This window comes from Pseudomonas syringae group sp. J248-6 (assembly GCF_032586995.1).
Classification (GTDB): Bacteria; Pseudomonadota; Gammaproteobacteria; order Pseudomonadales; family Pseudomonadaceae; genus Aquipseudomonas; species Aquipseudomonas amygdali.
Genome location: NZ_JAWHOP010000004.1, coordinates 336,842 through 359,830, shown reverse-complemented (window position 1 = coordinate 359,830; position 22,989 = coordinate 336,842). Strand labels below are relative to the sequence as shown.

General features: G+C 55.9%; 28 protein-coding genes. 13 read left to right on the top strand and 15 right to left on the bottom strand.

Annotated features, from left to right (window positions below; genetic code table 11):
- Positions 1 to 555 precede the first annotated feature (555 nt).
- The 4 genes from RYC17_RS08040 (at position 556) to RYC17_RS08025 (ending at position 3,529) form a co-directional block, all read left to right on the top strand.
- Positions 556 to 1,428: a hypothetical protein gene (locus RYC17_RS08040; protein WP_227449354.1), complete on the top strand. Its 873-nt coding sequence runs from the start codon at positions 556 to 558 to the stop codon at positions 1,426 to 1,428.
- A 399-nt stretch (positions 1,429 to 1,827) separates the two neighbouring features.
- Entirely contained in the window at positions 1,828 to 2,181 is a 354-nt protein-coding gene (locus tag RYC17_RS08035) for a YkgJ family cysteine cluster protein (protein ID WP_227449355.1), read from the top strand.
- The gene (locus RYC17_RS08030) at positions 2,182 to 3,114 is read left to right on the top strand and encodes a hypothetical protein (RefSeq protein ID WP_058402012.1); all 933 of its coding nucleotides are present in this window, start codon (positions 2,182 to 2,184) and stop codon (positions 3,112 to 3,114) included. It abuts the gene before it with no gap.
- A 4-nt stretch (positions 3,115 to 3,118) separates the two neighbouring features.
- On the top strand, positions 3,119 to 3,529 hold the full coding sequence (locus RYC17_RS08025; RefSeq protein ID WP_058402011.1) for a hypothetical protein: 411 nt from the start codon (positions 3,119 to 3,121) through the stop codon (positions 3,527 to 3,529).
- 259 nt (positions 3,530 to 3,788) lie between these two features.
- On the opposite strand, the gene RYC17_RS08020 is transcribed toward RYC17_RS08025, so the two are convergent.
- From RYC17_RS08020 to RYC17_RS08010, 3 genes are all read right to left on the bottom strand, one after another.
- A complete protein-coding gene (locus tag RYC17_RS08020) occupies positions 3,789 to 4,607 on the bottom strand; it encodes a serine protease (RefSeq protein ID WP_057431894.1) in 819 nt (272 codons plus the stop codon).
- A gap of 295 nt (positions 4,608 to 4,902) precedes the next feature.
- Positions 4,903 to 5,154, bottom strand: a complete 252-nt coding sequence (locus tag RYC17_RS08015) for a hypothetical protein (protein ID WP_058402010.1) — start codon at positions 5,152 to 5,154, stop codon at positions 4,903 to 4,905.
- A 422-nt stretch (positions 5,155 to 5,576) separates the two neighbouring features.
- Positions 5,577 to 5,834, bottom strand: coding sequence for a DUF1652 domain-containing protein (locus RYC17_RS08010; RefSeq protein WP_057413156.1), 258 nt, complete (start codon positions 5,832 to 5,834; stop codon positions 5,577 to 5,579).
- Between the two features lie 214 nt (positions 5,835 to 6,048).
- On the opposite strand from RYC17_RS08010, the gene RYC17_RS08005 reads away from it, so the two are divergent.
- The 3 genes from RYC17_RS08005 to RYC17_RS07995 all read left to right on the top strand — a co-directional run bounded on the left by RYC17_RS08005 (position 6,049) and on the right by RYC17_RS07995 (position 7,779).
- Positions 6,049 to 6,552 (top strand): cupin domain-containing protein, encoded by a 504-nt coding sequence (locus RYC17_RS08005; protein WP_058402009.1) that lies wholly within the window; start codon positions 6,049 to 6,051, stop codon positions 6,550 to 6,552.
- Between the two features lie 261 nt (positions 6,553 to 6,813).
- Positions 6,814 to 7,344, top strand: coding sequence for a hypothetical protein (locus tag RYC17_RS08000; RefSeq protein ID WP_058402008.1), 531 nt, complete (start codon positions 6,814 to 6,816; stop codon positions 7,342 to 7,344).
- Positions 7,345 to 7,410: 66 nt separating this feature from the next.
- Positions 7,411 to 7,779, top strand: a complete 369-nt coding sequence (locus tag RYC17_RS07995; RefSeq protein WP_031599503.1) for a c-type cytochrome — start codon at positions 7,411 to 7,413, stop codon at positions 7,777 to 7,779.
- A gap of 52 nt (positions 7,780 to 7,831) precedes the next feature.
- Here RYC17_RS07995 and RYC17_RS07990 read toward each other — a convergent pair whose 3' ends face one another.
- Entirely contained in the window at positions 7,832 to 8,002 is a 171-nt protein-coding gene (locus RYC17_RS07990) for a DUF6021 family protein (protein ID WP_054072234.1), read from the bottom strand.
- Between the two features lie 151 nt (positions 8,003 to 8,153).
- On the opposite strand from RYC17_RS07990, the gene RYC17_RS07985 reads away from it, so the two are divergent.
- Positions 8,154 to 8,573, top strand: coding sequence for a DUF4124 domain-containing protein (locus RYC17_RS07985; protein WP_058402007.1), 420 nt, complete (start codon positions 8,154 to 8,156; stop codon positions 8,571 to 8,573).
- A 1-nt stretch (position 8,574) separates the two neighbouring features.
- Here the strand turns inward: RYC17_RS07985 and RYC17_RS07980 are convergent, their stop codons facing one another.
- The gene (locus RYC17_RS07980) at positions 8,575 to 8,904 is read right to left on the bottom strand and encodes an EthD family reductase (protein ID WP_005731513.1); all 330 of its coding nucleotides are present in this window, start codon (positions 8,902 to 8,904) and stop codon (positions 8,575 to 8,577) included.
- Positions 8,905 to 9,066: 162 nt separating this feature from the next.
- On the opposite strand from RYC17_RS07980, the gene RYC17_RS07975 reads away from it, so the two are divergent.
- From RYC17_RS07975 to RYC17_RS07965, 3 genes are all read left to right on the top strand, one after another.
- Positions 9,067 to 9,360, top strand: a complete 294-nt coding sequence (locus RYC17_RS07975; protein ID WP_004664517.1) for a DUF6388 family protein — start codon at positions 9,067 to 9,069, stop codon at positions 9,358 to 9,360.
- 125 nt (positions 9,361 to 9,485) lie between these two features.
- Positions 9,486 to 10,175: a crotonase/enoyl-CoA hydratase family protein gene (locus tag RYC17_RS07970; RefSeq protein ID WP_044343812.1), complete on the top strand. Its 690-nt coding sequence runs from the start codon at positions 9,486 to 9,488 to the stop codon at positions 10,173 to 10,175.
- A 124-nt stretch (positions 10,176 to 10,299) separates the two neighbouring features.
- Entirely contained in the window at positions 10,300 to 11,271 is a 972-nt protein-coding gene (locus RYC17_RS07965) for a magnesium and cobalt transport protein CorA (protein WP_058402006.1), read from the top strand.
- Positions 11,272 to 11,311: 40 nt separating this feature from the next.
- On the opposite strand, the gene RYC17_RS07960 is transcribed toward RYC17_RS07965, so the two are convergent.
- Positions 11,312 to 12,040, bottom strand: a complete 729-nt coding sequence (locus tag RYC17_RS07960; RefSeq protein ID WP_058402005.1) for an amidotransferase — start codon at positions 12,038 to 12,040, stop codon at positions 11,312 to 11,314.
- A 608-nt stretch (positions 12,041 to 12,648) separates the two neighbouring features.
- Here RYC17_RS07960 and RYC17_RS07955 point away from each other — a divergent pair.
- Positions 12,649 to 13,020 carry a rhodanese-like domain-containing protein gene (locus RYC17_RS07955; RefSeq protein ID WP_002552861.1) on the top strand — a complete coding sequence of 124 codons (372 nt, stop codon included), beginning with the start codon at positions 12,649 to 12,651 and terminating at the stop codon, positions 13,018 to 13,020.
- A gap of 59 nt (positions 13,021 to 13,079) precedes the next feature.
- Here RYC17_RS07955 and RYC17_RS07950 read toward each other — a convergent pair whose 3' ends face one another.
- The 8 genes from RYC17_RS07950 to RYC17_RS07915 all read right to left on the bottom strand — a co-directional run bounded on the left by RYC17_RS07950 (position 13,080) and on the right by RYC17_RS07915 (position 21,359).
- Positions 13,080 to 13,910 (bottom strand): transglutaminase domain-containing protein, encoded by an 831-nt coding sequence (locus RYC17_RS07950; protein WP_002552860.1) that lies wholly within the window; start codon positions 13,908 to 13,910, stop codon positions 13,080 to 13,082.
- Positions 13,907 to 14,866, bottom strand: coding sequence for an alpha-E domain-containing protein (locus tag RYC17_RS07945; protein WP_003378609.1), 960 nt, complete (start codon positions 14,864 to 14,866; stop codon positions 13,907 to 13,909). Before RYC17_RS07945 ends, RYC17_RS07950 begins: the two co-directional genes overlap by 4 nt.
- A 12-nt stretch (positions 14,867 to 14,878) precedes the next feature.
- Positions 14,879 to 16,288 (bottom strand): circularly permuted type 2 ATP-grasp protein, encoded by a 1,410-nt coding sequence (locus RYC17_RS07940; RefSeq protein ID WP_002552858.1) that lies wholly within the window; start codon positions 16,286 to 16,288, stop codon positions 14,879 to 14,881.
- A 461-nt stretch (positions 16,289 to 16,749) separates the two neighbouring features.
- Complete coding sequence (locus RYC17_RS07935; RefSeq protein ID WP_058409741.1) at positions 16,750 to 17,091, bottom strand: ribonuclease E inhibitor RraB; 342 nt, start codon at positions 17,089 to 17,091, stop codon at positions 16,750 to 16,752.
- A gap of 247 nt (positions 17,092 to 17,338) precedes the next feature.
- Positions 17,339 to 17,575, bottom strand: coding sequence for a hypothetical protein (locus tag RYC17_RS07930; RefSeq protein WP_002552856.1), 237 nt, complete (start codon positions 17,573 to 17,575; stop codon positions 17,339 to 17,341).
- Positions 17,576 to 17,767: 192 nt separating this feature from the next.
- Positions 17,768 to 19,855: an LTA synthase family protein gene (locus RYC17_RS07925; protein WP_316902709.1), complete on the bottom strand. Its 2,088-nt coding sequence runs from the start codon at positions 19,853 to 19,855 to the stop codon at positions 17,768 to 17,770.
- Positions 19,856 to 20,117: 262 nt separating this feature from the next.
- Complete coding sequence (gene speE, locus RYC17_RS07920; RefSeq protein ID WP_058402003.1) at positions 20,118 to 20,978, bottom strand: polyamine aminopropyltransferase; 861 nt, start codon at positions 20,976 to 20,978, stop codon at positions 20,118 to 20,120.
- 189 nt (positions 20,979 to 21,167) lie between these two features.
- On the bottom strand, positions 21,168 to 21,359 hold the full coding sequence (locus RYC17_RS07915; RefSeq protein WP_002552853.1) for a PLDc N-terminal domain-containing protein: 192 nt from the start codon (positions 21,357 to 21,359) through the stop codon (positions 21,168 to 21,170).
- A 152-nt stretch (positions 21,360 to 21,511) separates the two neighbouring features.
- On the opposite strand from RYC17_RS07915, the gene RYC17_RS07910 reads away from it, so the two are divergent.
- Positions 21,512 to 22,438, top strand: coding sequence for a ZIP family metal transporter (locus RYC17_RS07910; RefSeq protein ID WP_004665830.1), 927 nt, complete (start codon positions 21,512 to 21,514; stop codon positions 22,436 to 22,438).
- Here RYC17_RS07910 and RYC17_RS07905 read toward each other — a convergent pair.
- A complete protein-coding gene (locus tag RYC17_RS07905) occupies positions 22,435 to 22,953 on the bottom strand; it encodes a hypothetical protein (RefSeq protein WP_058402002.1) in 519 nt (172 codons plus the stop codon). The genes RYC17_RS07910 and RYC17_RS07905 overlap by 4 nt on opposite strands.
- Between the last annotated feature and the right edge of the window lie 36 nt (positions 22,954 to 22,989).

Genomic DNA, 22,989 nt, shown 5'->3' with positions numbered 1-22,989 from the left:
GGCGGAAATATCCCCAGACAACATCCGGATCAATATTTTCTCGGCGGACTATCTCATCTACTACTGCCTGATCACCCTTCTCGTGGAACACCCCGATGATCGCTAGCGTCTCAATTGACGGACAGTAAGCAGTAATTGATTCGCCGCATCGATTACAAACACGTTGACCATAGTCAGTAGTCATAAATTCGTTTCAGTGCCTCGAACTGGAGATGACCTTTTTACTAGACGCGGGGTGCAGTGACAACGTCCGCTTTGGGTCGATAGCAGCCGCTACATTGGTAACTTCTGCGAAAGCTGCGAAGCCCGGACGTCTGAGACACTTGCTGACGTTCACTCACCTGCGCGTCCGATATCCTCCCGGGTAGGCATTGTCCAATCCGAAGCTCTTCGTTCATGAACCGAGTCAATATGATCAGACCCACAGGCGAACGCCAACAGGTAAGAAGCAAATGCGGTTGCCGCCAGTGCCAATCTTCCCAACGGAGCCGCATCCTTAGAAAAACTACACGGTCCAATTGCAATCCGGCCTCCTCGAAGGTAAGCGAAGACCGCTTGCATGAACCACGCCTGCACTGCAGCACCGCCCAGAAGTGGCTCCAGTCGCCAGAAAAACGCAACACTGCACTGCCCAATGACGCGATAGCCATCAATGCCGGTATCAGGTACCGATGGCGCTTTAGAATTCCGGTGTTGCTGGCTTCTCTCTCCATCGACCTTTTCCCGCTCCAATCAAAATTGAAATGCTCCAATCATGGAACCTGCGATGTTTCTGATAACATCCGCCCACATTCAATTAGCAACACCAGCATCGACACACGGAGAGTGAAAATGAAACGCCTGCACTGGCTCCTCGCTGGAAGCTGCGCCGCGCTTCTAGCAGCTTGCAGCAATCCAGTTCCCTTTGGAACACCTGAAGATTTGGCCCGTATGAGGCAAGATCTCAACTTGGCGTATTTGCCGTCGACCGTGCTCCCTCTGAAATGGGCCTATTTTGACTATGGCGTTCAACAAGAAGGGGTGGACACAGTTGATACTCTCGCGCTGGTCCAACCCGGCTTACTCACACTGGTCGGGTATGAGAACGGCCACTACGTCCGGCAAGCTGAAATTACCAGCGCGTCAACCGACTGCATGTACATTTTCAAGGGTGATGTCAGCGCACAGCCGGTGTGGTTACTGAAAGCTGATCGCCCCGTATTTTTGACTACCGGCAACAGCAGAGGGCTTATCGACGTCATTCGACGTAAAACACTGATTGATCAGATGACGGCGGCAGGCTTCGTTCGCCACCTTGATGCCCAAGGAATGGCCTATCAGCCAACCGGAATCACCGAAAGCAATCTCGTAATGATGACAGGCTATGGGCAACGCGTTGAGTTAATGGAGCAGAACAAGACTTACAACGTCTGTAAAAAACAAAGCTAAAGACCCGAGGCGGCCTTTTTCGAGGGTCAGCAACCGGCCGATTCTTTTGAAAAAGTCGGCCATGGTTTTCACGGCAGAAAAGTACGTGTCTGAGTTTGAAATCTTTGCTTGGAGTAGAGAGTTCCGGGTTCAGATTTCGCGTAGATGCGCGCAAAAAAGGCATTTTCAGCAGTCAGTACATACGCAGCCTGGAAGGACCGACTTTTTCAACACAATCGGCCAGAAGCAGTCGCTCAGTCCTGCAAGGAAACTCGGACCCTTTTGATCTCTAGGCTGGTGTCGTGTTCGCCCGGGATGCAAGGGGCACTAAAGTTTTCCAGCGAATAGCAGATACCATTCATAGACACGATGACGATCAGTGCGTTATCACCCGCCACATTCGCAGGAAGCGCTTGAGCCATGAGCAATGGATTGCTGGAAGTACACATGCTCGTCCCCTCGTACGAACGCAAAATTTCAGCCGCATTTTTTTGTACAAAATGTGGACTGTGCTGCAAAAATCTGAACAAAGCGATTGCTTATGCACATCTGGATCGTGGGGATGGAACCTGCGTGAATTTTGACAGCACCAGTCACAACTGCAAAATCTATGAAACCCGCCCATTAATTTGTCGGGTAGATGATTTCTATGAGCAAAACCTGTCTGCGCATATGAGCAAAAGCGAATATATCGCGGCCAATCTGAAAGCATGCGTGGATGCGCAGCATGCACACAAAGTCAATAATTCTCCAACACATCGAGAGAGAGTTTAAATGCCACTTCCAATTATTTTGTGGGGCGCGGCCGCTGCTTTGGCAGCAACCGGTGTATTCAAAGGTGTTGAGGCATCTGGCAACTTTGACAAGGCCAAAGAGATCGGTGAAAACGCAGAGGCTAAATTTAAAAAAGCTTCACAAGTGCTGGATGGTGCTCGTGAGGAAACCCAAGCCGCGCTGACTGCGCTGGGCAAATTAAAAGTCCACACATTCAGCCATCAAATTAAATACCTCGTTGAAGCGTTTAAAAAAAGAAAGGACACTAAAAGCACCCTGAAAGGTTTCAATGAGGACTTCACCGTAGAGCAATTGAAAGCCTACGAGAAGCTGGTATTGAACTCTCTGGAGATTGAGAGAGGTCTCGCTTCTGGAGTAGGTGGCGGAGCATTGGCCGCTATCGGGGCCTATGGTTCGGTAGGGGCATTGGCCAGCGCCTCCACAGGCGCGGCGATTTCCGGGCTCTCAGGCGCGGCGGCCACCAACGCGACCTTGGCGTGGCTTGGCGGAGGCGCATTGAGCGCCGGCGGTTTTGGCATGGCCGGCGGCATGATCGCCTTGGGCGGAATTGTGCTTGGTCCTGCTCTCGCCATCGGTGGATTCATGATGGCGAGCAAAGCTGAAGAAGCTTTGACTAAAGCCCATGCTTACCAAGCCAAAGTCGAAACTGCTGTTGCAGAAATGGAAGTTCTGAAAACAGCACTGAAGGCGATTAGAACGAATGCGGCCGAGATGGCTGCAACCATTACCGAGCTTGTAAAGCGCTTTGAGGCAGTCAAAGTCAACGACGATAGCGACAGCGCCGCGTTCGAGAGAATGGTGGTGTTGGGTACGGGCCTGAAAAAAGTACTTGATGTGCCAATCATCGCGGCAGATGGTTCCGCCGCCAAGAACATTAAAGGCACGATTTCCGGAATATTGACCCTGAGCTGATACCATGAAAAAGCACATTCAAACTATCATAAAAAAAGCGCCTGACATTCCCATGCAAGCGGCGCAGTCTTCCTTCGAAATGCTAGTATCATCTTGGACGGAATATAAAAAAGTCGCAGAAGTTGAAGGCACTAAAAGAGCCGCCATCTCGGTATTCAAAGACGTCAAGTTAGAACAGATCGGTGCTCAAAGAGCCGTTCTGGAGCAGTACTTGGCGAAGACCTTCGAAGAGCGGGCAACAACGATTCATAGCTTCTTCGAGGTGCTCGACAAGGGCATTGAAACTGGCGACAGCTCCCTGATAAGCAATGCAATCGGCGCAATCGTCGATATTACCAAGCAGTCTCCCCTTGCGGGTGCGCGCGAGCTTATAGGTGCTTTCTACGATCCTGAGGTCAAGACGATCGAGATCTAGGTACTGTGTGAAAGGTTACTTCGCGCAGCCTCTAGTCGCAGCGACCGCAAGGCCATCCTACCGGTTATGAAGTACAGCTCAGGGTCGATTTCTGCCTGTCGTGACTGGCAGAAATGGGCCAAAAACGGACCTTAGCCAAATTGCTCTGACCAATGACTATTTCCAGCAATATCGAAGCTGACGCCGCATCGCGAGCCACTAACGTTGTGGGCCCCCTGATTACTTTGCTGTTGGCTGAAATCAGGCCGATCCTCAACCGTTACAGTTTGGTGGACGCTCGCCGAGCTATGATCTGACGAACTGTTTCAATCGGTTCCAAGGACAAGCCGATAGTCGCTCCACTTGGTACTTTAAGACCGGGGGCCGATGATTGGCTCGCGCTGGTCACCGCGCGCTGGGAAATCACCCCAATGGCCTCTCCCCCCTCATTAACAATCGGTCCACCACTCGCGCCGCTGTTAACACCGTTGTCCATGTAAAACAAACTGAAATCGGCAGTGATGGCCTGTGCTGAGTTACTGGCATGAATTCGCACATGATTGCCGACCACAGCGCGTTTGGTCATTGGCCCCATCATGTCGGCGATGTACCCGGACTGCATTGCGCTCAGGAAATCCTGCATTCCCGGGAAATCTTTTTTAGCTATTTTATCGAGGTTGAACGGTAACGAGAGGTCATCGGAGAAACCAGACAGAAAAACCATTTCCCCCAGTCTAGGAGGTGAGAGGCTGGCGGGGAGAAAGCTGAAGACCTCGGATTGTGTTTCCTTGGGAGCGAGGACCGCAATGTCGAGCTGCACGTTTTCAGAAAACGCTTCGACACAGATCTCCAAGGAGCAAAATTTCACGAGGTACTCCAGCACGGGGCGCCCAGAAAATTTGATAAAAATTTTGGCATTGGGATCGGTGTAGTCCTTCACCTGTATCGGCATTCGTCCTGTCACAACATGTGCCGCGGTAATGACTTCACCATCAGGGGTGAACGCAAAACAGGTGCCCTGACTGATCGTCTCGCCATCCAAGACAATTGTGACGTAGCCGCAACTTCGCTTCATGGCTTCATATATCTGATTGTACATTCAACTCTATTCCTAGTTTCTGTGCAGACTGACAGTGCTAGAGCCGGCATATAGCCGCTCTGTTCAAAATCTCGACCGTAACAGGCGCTGATCAGGCCTAAGTCGTTACTCCACATTCGAGTGCGGCTGACTGCGCGGATGCCTCATAGCCATGTGTTGGTCCAACGTAACCGCTCATAGATGAGCTCCATTCAGACGGCCTTACGTCCTGGTAACCTTAAAAGTGAGTCGCCCCGGCTTCTGTAGATCTCGATGACCGCTCCTGGCCGATAGCGGTCGGGCGCCACCGGCAGATTCAAGCCCAAGCGGAGACGCCTGCGACTCGACGCAATCCAGTCGACATTGCAAAGGCGATGTAGAACATATCAATCCTCGCCCACCAGCCTTCTGCGAAGAACGCCGCACAGGCCTTTTCTAAATCCATGCGGGTGAGCTTTTCGAACGTCTCCCAGCATAGTTCACTAGTTGGCAACGCCTGCGCGGCTGTATGAACTGAGGTAAACGGTGAGACATGACTTGCTAGCACCGTGATCGCGGCTCCCATCATTTTTGAGGATCCATCTGCAAATGTGGCTCCTGCCATTGGGCGCCGGTGGTTGTGCATCATATTGGTATTCGAACCGCGAGCATCGGGGCTTTCGTTATGTGAGGGAATCCAACCTCAGGCCCGACTCAAGGTTCGTTTCCCTGGAAAGCATCAAGTCATTGTCTTGGTGATGGACTCGCGAGGGTAGACGCTCCGGTATCGCACCAAGCCATTGACGATTACTTGAGCCCCCTCCTTCACCGTCATATCGATAAACCACAAAGCCCCTGAATTCTGAAAGGAATTCCGGGGCTTTGTGGTTTCTGACGTTTCGAAAAGCGGCTATCAGACGCCGCATGGGCGGATAGCCGCTATAAGCCTGGAAACGATAGGTCTTTGTGAGAGCAATCAAATAACCACAATCAAAATCCGCCCCCAGCCCCCTACGCCAACCGCCTCATGGACAAATCCATCAGCCCCATCAGGTCTCTCTGTTCTCTCAGCGAAAGCACCAGCCGCGCGATGGATCGGCTGCTCTCTACCTCGGACAAGGACAGCCCCTTTACATACAGCTGGATATCACCTGACTCGGGGTGGAGAAGCTTCACGGAAAAGGTTTCGTCCGACGCGACGACGCACTCGCACTTTGACGGCAGAAAGGCCGTTTCAAGAACGCGTTGAATATCGGGTTTTGAAAACATGGTGCGTCCTCTGCAAAGGGCTGAATCGTGATGTAAAGAGTAGACGAGTTTCAGGTGAATAGGTTTCCGACCTGCGCAACTGCTGCACACGGCGCGGCGGACTTTTTGTGGCGACTGCCCGGGACTGTTTTTTCTGATCAAGGTAACTGCCTGCAACGCATCACGTTGTCTGGTCTAAAGTACCCTCTTCTGAACTCCCCGAGCGTCGACCGACATGAATGAACGCGCACGTGAACTGGCGTCTCGTCTGATTCGCAATTTCAATGAGGCCCCACTCCAACATGAGGTTCGTGAACCTCTCTATGAAAGCTCGGCAGCCCGCCTGGGCACAGGCACGGCGGCACAAAAGCTCGGGGCCTCGATTGATATCGTCGCGCCGGGCAAGCGCTCGTGCCCTTATCATTTTCATCATGCGCAGGAAGAGATGTTCGTGATCATCGAGGGCGAAGGCAGTTTGCGTGTCGCAGGCGAGATGCTGCCGATCCGGACGGGTGACATCGTGTTTATCCCGGCGGGCTCCGAATACCCTCATCAGATAATCAACACCTCGCAGGCGCCGCTGAAGTACCTGTCGATCAGCACCCGGGAAACGCCGGAGGTCTGTGAATACCCGGACTCGGGGAAGTATCAGGCGATGGTTTCAGTGCAGGGAACCCGGGTGTTTAGCGCCAACCAGCGGACCACTGAAAACCTCGATTACTGGGAAGGCGAGCCCTGATTTCAATTGTTCATAAATTGTATCCGGCAGTTCACGCTTTTTTCACGTTCGCGGGTTTATTGTTAACTCAATTCCCAGCAAGACCTTAAGCCCGCTACCCCCCATCGCGGGCTTTTCTTTGTCTGCGATTTGAGCACATGGCACCCCACATGCGCCCAGAGACATCAGGAACACGACTGCTTTCACAGGCGTCGGGCAGATAGGGAACATCATGCAGAAAATGGTTTCCAAGCCCTACTTCCCGGAAGAAAAACCTCCCACATGAAATACACCCTGAAAAAACTGGTCCTCACCGTTGCGTGTCTGACGGCGGCTCCGGCCTTCGCTGCATGCCAGATGGCACCCGTTTCCTATGACATGCCTTCACAACGCCTGGATGAGGCGCTGCAACAACTGGCGCATAGATCCGGCTGCCCGGTTACCGTCGACCTGGGCGCTGACAGCAGCAGAAAGGTCAAGAAATTCAAGGGTACGTTCACGCCGGATCAGGCGCTTTGGCTGGTGTTGAAGAAAACCGGGCTGGAGGGCTATGTCGAAAACGACGGGCTTACCGTTGATCGTCGAGGCCAGGATTTTGTAAACCAGCGAGCAAATGAGCTACGCACGGCTATCGATGAGGCTGGCGCACGGATGGAGGCGAGAAAGAAGAAGCGCTTCCTTCATCAACTGGACACTATCGAGTCCGGCGCGAAGAAAGTGGTCCTTGAACAGAGCTTCGTCAGTGCCGCAGAGATGGCGAGTTACAAGCGTGACTTCGACGAGTTGTCGAGCCAGATACCTGACAGCAAGTGAACCTCCGATAATTGCGCTAACATTCGTCGCTTTTGACCAGACGGCCGCACGCGCTGTGGGATATCGATGAGAAAAACTGCCTTATTCATAGTGGCGCTGGCACTGCAACCGCTGGCTTATGGCGCAGGTGATGCAGAAGCCGGAAAAGCAGTCTTTACCCGCCTCTGCTCCGGCTGTCACAAGATCGGCCCTTCTGCACGCAACGCATTTGGCCCACCCCTCAACGGCATTATTGGCCGTCAGGCAGGGCAACAGGAAGGCTACGTCTATACCGACGCAATGAAAAACTCGGGGCTGGTCTGGACGCGTGAAGAGTTGCGCACGTATATCAAGGACCCAGGCGAAGTCGTGCCTGGCACGCGGATGAAACTGTGGTGGATGGGCAACGATGAGCGAATGGAAGACCTGCTCGAATACCTGGACGCAAACAAATAATACGGACAGGTAAATAAACCGCCCTCGGTGTTTACCGAGGGCAGTCGCTCAGTTACTTGTCCGGGGTGTACGGCGGGTAATCATCCTTGCTGCCCTTGTCAGTGGCTGGAGTCTTGGCGGGCCCGATCGGATCGATTTGCGGGTCCTGGGTTTTCGGTGACTCTTCGTCAAAACCCGGATCATTCTTGTCTTCGTTGCTGCTGCCTGGCTTGGTGCCGGTCATATGCGCCTCCACTGGTTAAATTCAGAACCTGATAGTCAGAAAGCGGATCAACATAGCCGTGCGATATGTCTGACGAACGGGGCCTTGCAGCAAGAGGATATGGCGGCGTTCAGAGGCAAATGGTAGCCTTGCGCCATGTAAGGAGAGAACCATGAAAAGGCTTTCAATCACGCTGGCAGTGGCAGCGCTGCTGGGCGCAGGCACGGCATACGGTGAGATCTTCAAATGCACATCAGCGCAGGGACAGGTGAGCTATGCATCTATCCCCTGTGACAACGCTGCACAGAGCGCGCTGCAGCGCCAGGGCCCGCCGAACATGCGGCGCGAGGGTGAGCCTCTCGATTATGTTCACCAGACCAATCTCAAGGCCACTGAATACCTGAAGATCAGCGGCCGCACCCACGTGACGGTTTACGAAACGGAACGCTACAAGGCGTATCAACGAAACCGCCCGCCACCGCCGAACATCCCTTCGCAGTGCCAGAGCCCACGTTACGACAACCAGTGTTTTGATCCGTCGGGTGGGATGTCTTCAAAAAAACAAGCGGCTCGCCAGGACGCCGCTCGATAAGCTATGGCGCGGTTTTCACATCGGCACGCACTTCGCTGATCTGTATCTCCGGGATCAGGTCGGTGTAGTTGGTGATGTCGGCATTGATCTGCTTTGAATGCGGCCCCATGCCGGCTTCAAAGTCTTCTATGGAATCGCAATAGATGTGGCACATGCCGATATACCGAGGCTCCGAGCCCGGCGTTGCTCCGCCTATGCCTCTGTCGACGCTGTAGCCCTTGCAGTAACTGCCCATCAGCTCTTGCACCAGCGGCAAGTGTTTGTCGCGATAGTAATCGTGGTCGAAACGGGCACCCTCTTCATACGCATACAGCACACTGACTTTAATCATCTCGATAGGCTCCTGAGTGAAGGATCAATACATTCGTCTGAGCACTCTAGCGATTATTGCGGCCGGGTGCTGACATCAATGACGTGCTCCCTCACAATCACGCCGTCTTGCCCCCTGCCCTGAAAAGCAGCCTGGCTATCGAACCATTTTGAGGAACCCCGCATGAATACGCTTGAGTGGAACGAGGCCGCGCTGGCGAAATACCTCGCGACCCATCCGACCCTGAAGGACGAAATCAGCGCGTTGAGCCCGAAAGAGCAAAAGCAGCAATTACAGTGGGCTTTTGAAGACGAGGCCGAGAGCCAGGGCATCGAGACCTGGGAACTGGCGCTGGAACTGATTGCCGAGTCGCCCGAACAGTTGCAGAGCATGCGCCTTGAAGCACACCGCCAGGTAGCCGAAGCGCTGGGCATGGACTGGGAAGAATATTGCGGCTTCAACGATATCCAGCCGTGACCCGAGCCGCCGTTGAGGGTAAATCGGCCATTGATTGGCGATCTACCGAGTGACTCATCAGTCAGCGCTTTACCTGTTCCTTATGGGTGAGTAACGTCTGCTCACTTCAATAAAGGAATCACGTCATGAGTGATCTGGTCTCGTACCATCTGGACGACGGTGTCGCCACGCTGACCCTGAACAACGGCAAGGTCAATGCCATTTCCCCGGACGTAATCATCGCGTTCAATGCTGCGCTGGATCAGGCCGAACAGGACCGGGCAATAGTGATCGTCACCGGACAGCCCGGGATTCTCTCGGGTGGCTACGATCTCAAGGTGATGACCTCGAGCGCCGAAGCGGCGATCAATCTGGTTGCTCAGGGCTCCACCCTGGCGCGCAGAATGCTGTCGCACCCCTTCCCGATCATTGTCGCCTGCCCCGGCCACGCCGTTGCCAAGGGTGCCTTTTTGCTGCTGTCCGCCGATTATCGAATCGGTGTCGCAGGGCCATTCAGTATCGGATTGAACGAAGTACAGATCGGCATGCCCATGCACCACGCCGGCATCGAACTGGCGCGTGACCGGTTGCGTAAATCAGCCTTCAATCGCTCGGTGATCAACGCCGAAATGTTCGACCCTGAAGGAGCGATGGCCGCCGGCTTCCTGGACAAGGTGGTCAGCGTCGATGAGCTGCAAGGCACCGCACTTGCGGTCGCCGCACAGTTGAAGAAGATCAACATGAGCGCGCACAAGAAGACCAAACTCAAGGTCAGAAAAGCCTTGCTCGATACACTGGATGCAGCTATCGAGCAGGATCGGCAACACATGCTGTGATACCCAATCGAAGCCCGCCCGCGTGGGCTTTTGTTTACCGGCGAACTCATACGCATTTGATCAATCTGATCAGCTACCGCGCATGTTTTTTGCGCCACTGACATATTGAAGAAGCGATAGCGCCATGGGTCGAGTTGTTGCAGCAGCGGTGTACAGCAAAGGCAAAAAAGTCCGCGATATAACCCTTGATGAGGGTGCCGCCTGGGCCGCCAAACCCGATCATTTCGTCTGGATCGGCCTGGAGCAGCCCAGTAATGAGGAACTGACCAGCCTGAAAGAACAGTTCAACCTGCATGAACTGGCCCTTGAAGATGCCATGGAGGTTCACAGCCGTCCAAAGCTGGAAACCTTTGGCGATGCGCTGTTTATCGTGACCTACGCGCCGGTACGCGAAAACGGCAAGCTGCTGTTCATCGAAACCCATATCTTCGCGGGCAAGGGCTACATCATCACCTCACGCAACGGCCACTCCAAGTCCTACGGGCTGGTGCGTCAGCGCTGCGAAGCACGACCACTGCTGCTGGAACACGGCGAAGACTTCGTGCTGTACGCCCTTCTGGACTTCGTGACCGAGAACTATCAACCGGTGACCGAAGCCATCCATACCGAACTTGAGCTGTTGGAGCAAAGTGTCATCGGCGGCTCATTGCGCGAGTCCGACATCCAGCACATTCATGCACTGCGCCGTGATCTTTTACGCATGCGCCGTTACGTAGCGCCGATGGTGGAAGTGGGTGAAGAACTGCAAAGACTCAGTTTCCCTTTCATCGACAAGAACATGCGCCCCTACTTTCGCGACGTGGAAATTCACGTCAAGCGGCAGATGGAAGACCTGGGCAACCTGTGTGACATCGCCAGCCAGACAATCGAAATCGGCCTGTTGCTGGAGTCCTCGCGGCAAAGCATCGTGCAGCGCAAGTTCGCTGGCTGGGCAGCGATTCTGGCCTTTCCAACCGCAATTGCCGGCATCTATGGCATGAACTTCGAGAACATGCCGGAGCTCAAGTGGGAATACGGCTACTTCATCGTGCTGGGCGTCATTCTGGGCGGGTGTACGGCGCTGTTCGCCAGCTTCAAGCGCTCTGGCTGGCTATAGCACCGCCACCGCATTCCCGTTCAGACGGCCATGCGCCGGGTCAGACGGACTGTTTTTCCGGCTTGTGCGCCACAAAGCGCATCATCCATTCTGCCACCGTCGCCCCGTGATGCTCGTGATCCAGGCTGGCAACACCCTGCCGGTAAACCTGCTCGCCCAGCGCTTCCTGACGAAGATCAAGCAAGGTCCGGGAAAACTCGTGAATGAACTCGGGATGGCCTTGGAAACACAGCACCTGATCATTGATATGGTAGGCCGCAAATGGACAGAACTCGCTGGACGCAATCACCGTTGCGTTCTCGGGCAGCGCGGTCACCTGATCCTGATGGCTGATCAGCAACGTGAGCTTGTCCATTGCTGGCGTCATCCACGGTCTGGCGGGTGCCAATTGATAGTGATGAATACCGACGCCCCAACCCTGTACGGCACGCTCGGTCCTGCCGCCCAGCAGCAAGGCCAGCAACTGGTGACCGAAGCAGATACCAAGCAGTTTTTCGCCGCGCTGATACAGCCCCAGCAGGTAGGCTTTCAGGGTCTGAATCCACGGGTCGGTGCCAAATGAGTCTGCCTTGCTGCCGGTCACCAGATAAGCATCGAACTGCTCGTCTGCAGTTGGATAGTCCCCTTGCACCACGTTGTAAACGGTCAATTCTGCAGCAATCGGCTGGCGAGCGAAGAGTAATTCGAACATCCGCCCGTACCCCTGATATTGCTCGACCAGTTCCGGTCGCAGGTTGTCGGTTTCCAGAATACAGATGCGTAAAGACATAAAAGAGGCCCTGAAGCAATGATGAGGCAATAGCGCACGGGCAGAGCCTGCCTTGAAGGCTTCGGCAAATCAAGCAGCACCCCTCGCCTTATCAGAGGTTTAATGCGCGTAGGAAAAGTCTGGCCCAGACGAACGGTGCAAAGCTGACCGATGTGAATGAAGCGTCTAGCAAAGGCCTGTGCCTCTGGCGAGCAGTTGATTGATAACGTTAAGTTGGATAAGTAGACTTTTAAATTCCCAACCGTTCTAAGGCGTGGGGCACCTCGGCTCTATTGTTAAATCTGTAACAGGAAGCGCGCAAAATCCTTTCAGCGTACGGGCCAGCGGTCAAATGACCGGGCCCACCTGTTCAACGCGCAACCTTGCCAGCGGCCGACTCTCTGCGTTGCAGAATCGACCTGCTTCTGTCGCTCAGGAATAACAAAAAAAGGCGGTCAGCCATGTTCAAGTTCAAACACTCCAAAGTACGTCAGGCGGGATTAATCCTCTTTACCACTGCGCTGTTATTGATCGTGCCTAACCTGAACAGGTTGTTCGGCTGATCTGACACGCTTTCAGTCAGTGTGTAACTGTGCCACTCTTTCCACTCGACTGAAGGAGACGCGCCTATGCGCCAATGGATTGCTGTTTTTGCACTTGTCAGCAGCTTCGCAGCCCACGCGGGCATGGTAGATCAGGCTGCCGCGGTGGCTGCGCTCAAGGAAGGCAAACTGGCGATGGATGTACGCAGCCAGACCGACTATGACGCTGGCACAGTATTGAATGCAGTGCGGGTCGATGACCGGCGGCTGGTCAATCAGATGAAGCAGGTGCTCAACGACCGCAATGCGGTGTTCGTCATTTTCAGCAGCACCGACAGCAAAGCCGACAAGGCTCAGGAAAAGCTCAGGGCGGCGGGCTATTTCAGCGTCATCAATGGCGGTAATTACGAAGAGCTGCACAACGCGCTCTACAGCACCACCGACGACCCCGCTGAATAAGCAATGACCGGAGATTCAATTCCGGCCATTTCAGTGACGCGCAGATCAGTGCTTACGCGCTACTGATGCTGCGCCTGGACCTGCACTCGGGTTTTCACTTTTGGCGTACCGGTCATGGGCGAAACCACGACCTTGGCGTGCATCTGTTCAGACCCGCCACCCCGGCGCATGCCGCGCACCGGACAAGCATCCAGATAGTCCAGCCCTACCGCCAGCTTCAAATGACGTTCGGGAATGGCCAGCTGGTTAGTGACATCGAAGCTGTACCAGGCGTCGTCTATCCAGGCTTCGGCCCAGGCGTGACTGGACAAATGTTCGCTGTCTTCGCTGCACAGATAACCGGACACATAACGCGCCGGAACCCCAAGACTGCGGGCGCAGGCCAGGAAGGCGTGGGTATGGTCCTGACAGACTCCCGAGCGTCCGGCGAAGGCTTGAGCGGCACTGGTGTCGACTTCGGTCGCCCCCTGCGTGTAGGTCATGTGCTGGTTGAGCGCCTGCATCAGGTCGATCAATGCGCTGCGGTCAGCGCGCTTGCGACACTCCCTGGCCGCGAAACTGCGAATCGCTTCGTCAGGCTCGGTCAGCCGGGTAACGCGCAAAAACGGTAATGCCGACTGGCTTTCGTGCTCGGCCTCGCGGGTTTCGTCGATTTCCACCTGCCCGCGCGCGCCGATGATGATCGCCTCGTGCGGCTCTTCCAGGCTCAGGACATGCAGGATATTGCCGAAAGGATCAATCTGCGCGCGCACCGGGCGCGGCAACGTCAATTGCCAGCTGAGCACCTGCTGGCGCTCACTGTCGTGAGGCGTGAGGCGCAGATACTGGATACTTGAACGCACCTGATCATCGTAGTGATAGGTGGTCTCATGGCTTATGGAAAGTCTCATGCAGCCTCCAGGTACGAAGTGTGGATGGCATCACCCAGTTGGGCCAGCATTGGAATGAATTCGTTCAACCACTCATGCAGGCCCTCGTCCAGAATCTCGTCGATACTGGTGTAGCGCAATCTTGCGTCCATCTCGGCGGCCATGCGCTGCGCAGGTCGGCCATTGACGCCGGGCAGACTGGCCAGAATGACGTCCATCTCTTCCAGACAGGCGCGCAACGAGCGCGGAATGTCGGCACGCAGCAGCAACAGTTCGGCAACCTGACGCGCACCTGGCGCATCCCGATAGACTTCAGTGTAAGCCTCGAACGAGGACAGTGCGCGCAACAAGGCGCTCCACTGGTAGTACCCGGCAGCCGAGTTGTCCGCCGCGGCATTGGCCTGTGGCCCGCGCAGTTCGAGCATCTCATAGCGGGCATCGAGCATGCGCATGGTGTTGTCAGCGCGCTCGATGAACGTGCCCAGACGAATGAAACGGAACGCATCGTTACGCATGATGGTGCCGTAGGTCGCACCACGGAACAGGTGCGAACGCTCCTTGACCCACTCGCAAAAGCGACTCATGCCGTAACGGGTCAGGCCCTGTTGAGCAATGCCGCGAATTTCCAGCCAGGTGGAGTTGATGTTCTCCCACATGTCGGCAGTGATACGCCCGCGCACGGCATGCGCGCTGGCCCTTGCGGCACCCAGGCAGCTGTAGATGCTGGCCGGGTTGGTCGCGTCCAGCGCAAAGAAATGCAGCATGCGCTCGGCATGCAGTTCACCATGACGCTCGATGTAGGTTTCCAGCGTTCCGGTAATCAGCAACGGCATGGCTATTTCATCCAGCCCGTCGCCCCGCCCGTCCTGCGGCATCAACGACAGTGAATAGCTCACGTCCAGCATTCGGGCGAGGTTCTCCGCTCGCTCCAGGTAACGCGACATCCAGAAAAGATCAGAGGCAGTTCTACTTAACATTGGCAGGCATCCTTAATCCTCGACCACCCAGGTGTCTTTGGTTCCGCCACCCTGTGACGAATTGACCACCAGTGAGCCTTCACGCAAGGCCACTCGGGTAAGCCCGCCAGGTACGACGCGGGTTTCGCGACCGGACAGAACAAAGGGGCGCAGATCGATATGTCGCGGGGCTATGCCATTTTCGACAAAGGTCGGACAGGTCGACAGGCACAAGGTGGGTTGGGCGATGTACGCGTGTGGCTTGGCCTTGAGACGCGCCCGGAAGGCTTCTATCTCGGCGGCGGTCGCTGCAGGGCCGACCAGCATGCCGTAGCCCCCGGAGCCCTGGGTTTCCTTGACGACCAGGTCGCCCAGGTTGGCCAGCACATGTGACAGCTCTTCCGGCTTACGGCACTGCCAGGTCGGCACGTTCTTGAGAATCGGCTCTTCGTCCAGATAGAAGCGAATCATGTCGGTGACGTACGGATAAACCGACTTGTCATCGGCAACGCCAGTACCAATGGCATTGGCCAGAACCACATTGCCGGAGCGATACGCTGCCAGAAGACCGGGAACGCCCAGCATGGAATCAGGGTTGAACGCCAGCGGATCAAGGAATGCATCGTCAAGCCGACGGTAGATAACATCGACAGCCTTGGGACCGTCGGTGGTACGCATGAACACGCGGTCGTCGCGAACAAACAGATCGGCACCTTCAACCAGCTCGACCCCCATCTCGCGAGCCAGAAACGCATGCTCGAAAAAGGCGCTGTTGAAACGCCCGGGCGTCAGCACCACGACACTCGGGTTGTCCAGATGGCTGGAACTCTTGAGCGTGTCGAGCAACAGGTTCGGGTAGTGATCGATCGGTGCAATGCGCTGAGCCGAGAACAGCTCCGGGAACAAACGCATCATCATCTTGCGGTCTTCGAGCATGTAGCTCACGCCGCTCGGGGTTCGCAGGTTGTCCTCCAGCACGTAATACGTGCCATCACCGTCGCGCACCAGATCGACGCCGGAAATGTGCGAATACAAATCGCGGTGCAGGTTCAGGCCCTGCATCGCCAACTGATATTGCTCGTTGGCCAGCACCTGTTCGGCAGGAATGATTCCGGCCTTGATAATCCGCTGGTCGTGATAAAGATCCGCCAGAAACATGTTCAACGCCTTGACGCGCTGAATGCAGCCACGCTCGACAACACGCCATTCGCTGGCGGGAATGCTGCGCGGGATGGTGTCGAAAGGAATAAGCCGCTCGGTGCCCTGCTCATCGCCATATAGCGTGAACGTGATACCGGCGCGATGAAACAGCAGATCGGCCTCGCGCCTGCGTTGAGCCAAAAGCTCGGGAGGCGTATCGCCCAGCCAGCGGGCAAACTCCCGATAGTGCGGACGGACTACGCCGCCCGCATCGTACATCTCGTCATAAAAGGTGCGGATCATGCCGTACTCCTTGTCACCATGGACACCAAGACCATCGCAAAGCCCGTGCCACCGGCATAAACGCTTTGATTTCAAAAGGTTAGGTAAACACTCGACGTTCTACGCACCATTCCTGTGCACTAAACGCCCAAGCCAATTCTTTCGCGCCTCATTCGGAAGCGTCATTCAACCGTGAAATCTATGATCAGCATAGTCAGAGTTGATTTCCGCCAACAGCATTAGTTCGCCACACTCCACAGCAACCGAGCAAACAGGGCACCAAACGCCGTTTTTGCGCTAACCGTTATTTTCTCCAGCAGGCGAAGAACGCATGCGGATTTTAAACAGACTTCCCTTTGAGCCACTCGTTTGAGTGGCTTTTTTTTGACCACTGTTTATGAGCGCGAAGCAAAAACAGAACCGGCCGATCCAGAACGTATCCCGAATCAGCCGGTAATGTGTTGCCTGACAATCAAAAGCCATCAAGCGTGAAGTCTTCTGATCTCCTGAGTGACGCCCCAACCTTCGACCTCACCGCCCATGGGTGAAATCACCATCTGAAAGTCCTGCTCGAAATCACCGATACCGTCATAAGTGGCATACATCACTTTGCTCAATTGCAAGTGCCAGTTACCGTCATCACGTACGTTTACCTGAGTATTGAGGGATTCGCCGCGAAATTGCTCTGCGGCCTGCCGTGCCCGCTCCTCGTCCGGGAAGATGGCGTAAAACTCGATGGGATAGATTCGTGCGAAATCAAAACCGCCTTCTTTCATGCGGCGCAGTACGTTACTGCTGATGTCCTCTTGATAGGCTGTGCTCATGAAACGTCCTCCTATGCAACGATAGATAGAGTTTCAACTCTTCCAGAGCGACCGCCGAATCATCGGGGGCCGCCGCACGACAGATAATCCGGCGTGGGGAATCAAGCATGTAGCTGACCAGACCAGGCTTGGCACAGGTCGGTATCGAGATGTCAGAGGCCGTTTGAACAGCCTCGTCTGCAGAGTAGACCCATCGTGGGTCGAATGCCAAGTGGTTGCCACGAAAAGCTTTTTGAATCACCGCAGGTCAGGCAACTTCTGTAATGGAAATGATCCGCACACTGTTATGGTCTTTGAGCGTTTTCACCGTAGGCTCGTCGGTGCGCCCGTCAAGATCATTGAGATCCAGCTCATCGGTGACTGGATACAGGTCCTTGCGCAGGAAACGCGCGGCCTCCTCCTCACTGGGACGCTCGTCAAAACCAGCCTCACGGAGTTGCTGCACACCATCCTTGTCCAGATACGAAATGGCCCACTGTTTCATCAATGCCTCCAGAACGAAGCCAGGCACTCTGGCTTATGTGATAAGGACCTTTTGGCCCTCGCATTCGTTCCAACGAATTACGCCGGACAGCCCGCGATGACGGGCAAAACAAAAGGCCCTCGCAATGGATGCCGAGGGCCTTTTGTATGCTGCTGATCCGACTTGCCGGGTACCCGGACAAGTCAGTCATGGTCAGTTACGGTTCTTGCTGGCCTCGACACCGGCCGTGTTGTCCAGAAGGCTCTTGGTGGCGGTCTGCAGGAAGCTTTCCAGCTTGCGCTTGAGCTCCTGAGTGTCAGGTGCATCAGGCACTTCTTCGGCAGACGGCTTGGCACCGAGCGTGTAGGTCAACAGCTTGGCCGGCATTTCTGTCGGCTCGATCAGAATGCGGTTGCCGCTGATGATCGCGACCACCTGCTCACTGCCCGACGGCTTGATCACGCCAAAACCCTTGTCGCCTTCCGGCAGGTTCAGCAGATCGCGGCCCCAGCACTGGTTGCGGTTCAGGCCACCCAGACGACCCATGATGGTTGGCACGACGTCAACCTGTGTGCCGACAATGCTGCTGCGCTGGCCGAATTTCTCTTGTACACCAGGCCCGATCAGTAGCAATGGCACGTTGAAACGCCCCAGGTCCATTTCAGTCAACTGCTTGTCATTGCCGAAACCGTGGTCGCCCAGCACCACGAACAGGGTGTTCTTGTAGTAAGGCTCTTTTTTGGCCTTCTCGAAGAACTGGCCCAGCGCCCAGTCGGCATAACGCATGGCGGTCAAATGCTCATCCAGCGAGCCGTGCCCGGTCACGCGCTCGACCGGCAGCGGGTCCGGCAATGCATACGGCGTGTGGTTGGACAGGGTCTGCAGCAGCGCATAGAACGGCTTGCCGTCCTGACGGGCTTTGAGCTCCTGAGCGCCACGGTCGAACATGTCCTGGTCGGAAACGCCCCAGGTCGGATCGGAGAACACCGGATTGACGAAGTCCTCGCGACCAACAAAGTTGGTCATGCCCTGGTTGCTGAAGAAGCCCGACTGGTTGTCCCAGGCGAAGTTGCCGTTATAGACATAGACGTCATCGTAGTTGCGACCCGCGCTCAGCAATTGCGGAAGGCCCGACAGCTTATGGCTGCCCTCTGGCGTCTGCATCAGGTACTCAAAACCCGGCAGGTTCGGGAAGCACGCCATGGTGGCGAACATGCCCTGATGGGTGTGGGTGCCGTTGGAGAAGAAGTGGTCGAACAACAGACCCTCTTTCGACAGCTTGTCGAAATACGGCGTGATGTTGGCATCGTTGCCCAGCGCCCCTACCGAGTGACCGGCGAAGCTTTCCATCAGGATCACGACCACGTTGCGGATCGGCAACGTGTTCTCTACTGGCGGTGTGAAGTCGCGACGCACAGCGGCAATATCAGGTTCTACCAGCTTGTCATGCGAGGTCAGCAACATGTCGCGCACAGTCTGTTGCGCCTCGGCCTGTGGCAGCGTGGCTTTCCAGATGTTGTCGCGATCTTCGGACATACGGCTCTTGGCCGCCGTAATCAGGGTCAGTGTGCCGTTCAGGCCCAGCTGATTGGCGAAGTTGGAGTCGGTGGTGTAAGCGTCACCCCAACGCAGCGGCGGGCCCTGGCGCAGGGTGCCACGGATGCACACCACCATAACCAGCAATACCAGCACGAAAACGCCAACGCGCATGTACCACGGCGCAACTGTGCTGACCGTCTGGGTGCCCTTAGTCGTTACGAGGCGTGGCCGCGTCAGGCGGTCGATGCCCTTGAACACCAGGCTCAACAGCCAGGTCACGATTGCCCAGGCGAGCAGGTAGCGAACCACCGGAAAACCGTACCAGAGCATGCTCAGGACAGTCTTTGGGTCTTCCTTGACGTATTGAAACACCAGGCCGTTCAGGCGCTGGTGAAACTCGCGGTAGAAGTCCATTTCCATCAAGCCGAAGAACAGCGTGATGCTGCCGACCAGGGTCAGCCAGAACCGGAAGAACCCGCGTGCCGCCATGGCCCGGGCGCTGAACAGCGACAGCACCAACGGAATGAGCAGATACATGGACAGGCGCAGGTCGAAACGCGTGCCATTGAAGAGTGCTTCAAGGAATGTCGAGGCTGGCGTGTCGCCAATCATCTCGCGGTTGTAGACCAGCAGACCGATACGCAGCAGCGTGTACATCACCATCAAAGCGAAACCGCTGAGCAGGATGTAAGCCAGATGCGATTTGACAGTCGGGTTTAGCAGGCGGGCTTGCCGATGAATCTGGGCGTCCGTTTTAGCCATGGTTGTCAGGATCCGGTGGATTCAGGGGTAGGTTCAGGGTGCAGCACCGCCCTCCCTGAGGGCGGGCGGTGTACGACAGGGCGCAGATATTACTTGATTGCAGGTCGCCAGGGGCCGGGGCGGCCCATGAATACGCGTGCCTGTTCAGCTTCGCGCGCAATTCTGGGACAAAAAGTGTGAAATTTCTGTCGCCAGTTGCGCGCTTGAACGCCTCTCAGGCGGCGTTCAGGGCGACCCGGCCGGTGAACGTCAGATCGATTGATCAGTCGTTGCTGGCCTTGCCCACAGCCTGCAGAACGTACTGCGGCAAGGCGAACGCACCAATGTGGACTTCTGGATTGTAATAACGCGTAACAATACCGCTGCCAGAGAAACGCTGACGCAGGGTTTCCAGCGGCAGTTTGCGATAGCTCTTGTCGGTCGAGCCCCAGGCAAAGGTCATTGCACCGCCGATGTAGGTCGGGATGGCTGCGTGATAGAAATGCCAGTCGGCAAACAGACCGTTCATACGCCCGGCCGTGGTCTGTACACCGCTCAACTGCATGAAAGGCGTGCCGTTCTGGGTAACCAGAATGCCGCCTTCGTTCAGGCAGCGATGGCAGGCCTGATAAAAGTTCTCCGAAAACAGCACTTCACCCGGACCGATCGGATCGGTGGAGTCAGAGATGATCACGTCGAATTTCTCTTCGGTGGTCGCGACAAAGCGCATGCCGTCGTCGATGACCAGATTCAAGCGCGAATCGTCAAAAGCGCCACTGGAGTGATTAGGCAGGAACTCCTTGCACATCTCGACCACGGTCGCATCGATCTCGACCATGGTGATATGTTCCACCGTCAGGTGCTTGGCCACTTCACGCAGCATGCCGCCATCGCCGCCGCCGATGATCAGTACACGCTTGGCTGCGCCGTGAGCCAGAATCGGCACGTGAGTGAGCATTTCGTGATAGATGAACTCATCCGCCTCGGTGGTCTGGATGACGCCGTCCAGAGCCATGACGCGGCCCATGCGCGGATTCTGGAAGATCACCAGATGCTGGTGCTCGGTACGCACTTCGTGAAGCATTTTTTCCATACGAAAGCGCTGGCCGTAGCCTTCGTATAACGTTTCCTGATAATCGCTCATGGGTAAGCTCCCGCTGGGTACTGATGACAGGACGGCCGACCGCCCACAACAAAGGCGCGCATTCTACGTCGAGGAACATGACAGGTCGAACCTCTGTGCAGCGTCTTGCTTGCAAATGCCTTGGCCCATGAACGAAAAACGCCTGATTACCCAAGGCAATCAAGCGTTCGCTACCAACCTGCCGGCGTGTCAGATTCGCACGTTGCCGCGCGGTCCGAGGATTGCCCAGATGATCAGGCCCACAACAGGCAACAGCACGATCAACAATACCCAGAGAATTTTCTTGCCGGTCTCGGCGCCGCTTTTCAAGACATTGATGATGGCCCAGATATCGAGCGCCAGAATGATCAAGCCGACCAGGCCGTTGAAGCTAGAACCCATGGTGTTGCCCCTAATTGAATGCTTACCTTCCTAGGATAGTTGCGCCGTTCGGGGGTTCCGTTGAACCAACCTTATATTCTCGGGCTCCCAACGGGGGTCGACTTTGCTTTCATTCATTATCGCGTTCAACACTTATACAGGTAGCCTTCTTCATGCCAACGCCCGCACAACCCCGAACGCCCTGGGCGACATGGTTCAACCATCTTCAGGGCAGCCCGCTGGTGAGCCTGGGTTTCGCCCTTGCTCTACTTATCGTCGTCGGCCTCGGCGGCATCAGTCTTTACAATGCCTTCTATGGCACCAGCCAGGTCAACTTCAATCATGCATTGCTGGGCGGCACGGCCGGCTTCCTGGCGACGGCGCTGGGTGCAGTCATGGCGGTCGCCCTGCGCAACGTTTCGCAACGCGCTCAGGACATCATGCTCGGTTTTGCCGCTGGCATGATGCTGGCTGCCAGCTCGTTCTCGCTGATACTGCCAGGGCTGGAGGCCGCCCGGGGCATAACCGACAGCGGCCCCTGGGCAGCTGCGACGGTAGTGACCGGTCTGGGCCTGGGTGTGCTGTTGATGCTTGGGCTGGACAAGTTCACCCCGCACGAGCATGAAAGCGTGGGCCGTCAGGGCCCTCATTCAGAGCGAATCAGCCGGGTCTGGCTGTTTGTCCTGGCGATTACCCTGCATAACCTGCCTGAGGGCATGGCGATAGGCGTGAGCTTCGCCAGCGGCGACATGAACGTCGGCCTGCCGTTGACCACTGCCATCGCCATTCAGGACATCCCTGAGGGCCTGGCCATTGCGCTGGCCCTGCGCGCAACCGGCCTGTCAGCCTTCAAGGCGATGCTAGTGGCCATCGGTTCCGGACTCATGGAGCCGCTGGGCGCGCTGGTGGGCCTGGGTATTTCCAGCGGGTTTGCCATCGCCTACCCGCTGAGCATGGGGCTGGCGGCAGGTGCGATGATCTTCGTGGTGTCCCATGAAGTCATCCCGGAAACCCACCGCAACGGCCATCAGACCTCGGCAACGCTCGGTCTGATGGGCGGCTTCGCGGTAATGATGTTTCTCGATACGGCGCTGGGTTAACCGCGCAATGCCTTTAGCGCGGGTGCGGCATGGATGCCGGCCAACGCTGCCAGTTCAAGCACCCGCTCCTCGTCACGGCCATACACCAGCACCGCTTGCAGTTCGTCATCCAGCGGCTGGCTGAAGTTCATCAGCACATAGCCGCCCATGTCCTTGTTCATGCTGCTCAATTGAATCTGAATCCGGTTGAGCGCTACCAGTGGTTCGACCTTGGCCAGTTGTTTCGGCTTGATATTGAACGTGACGTCCTTGCCGAATGACTGCACGATCTGCTCGAACAGGTCCATATAGCTGTCGGCCTGGAACAGCACGGTTTCCGGCAGACTGCCCACCACCACCCATTCGCCCAGCGGAATCGGAAAGGTGTCGTCGTAGTTGATATCAGGGTTGGCGGCCAGAAACGCCTGCGGGTCGGCATACGCCTGCGCGGCTTCATCGGCAATACGCACGATTTCATCATCGCCCATGCAGCCAGAGCTGACTTTGCTGATTAATTCGACCAGTGAGTCTTTCATGGGAGCGATCCTGATAGCGGGCAAAAAAAGAGGCGC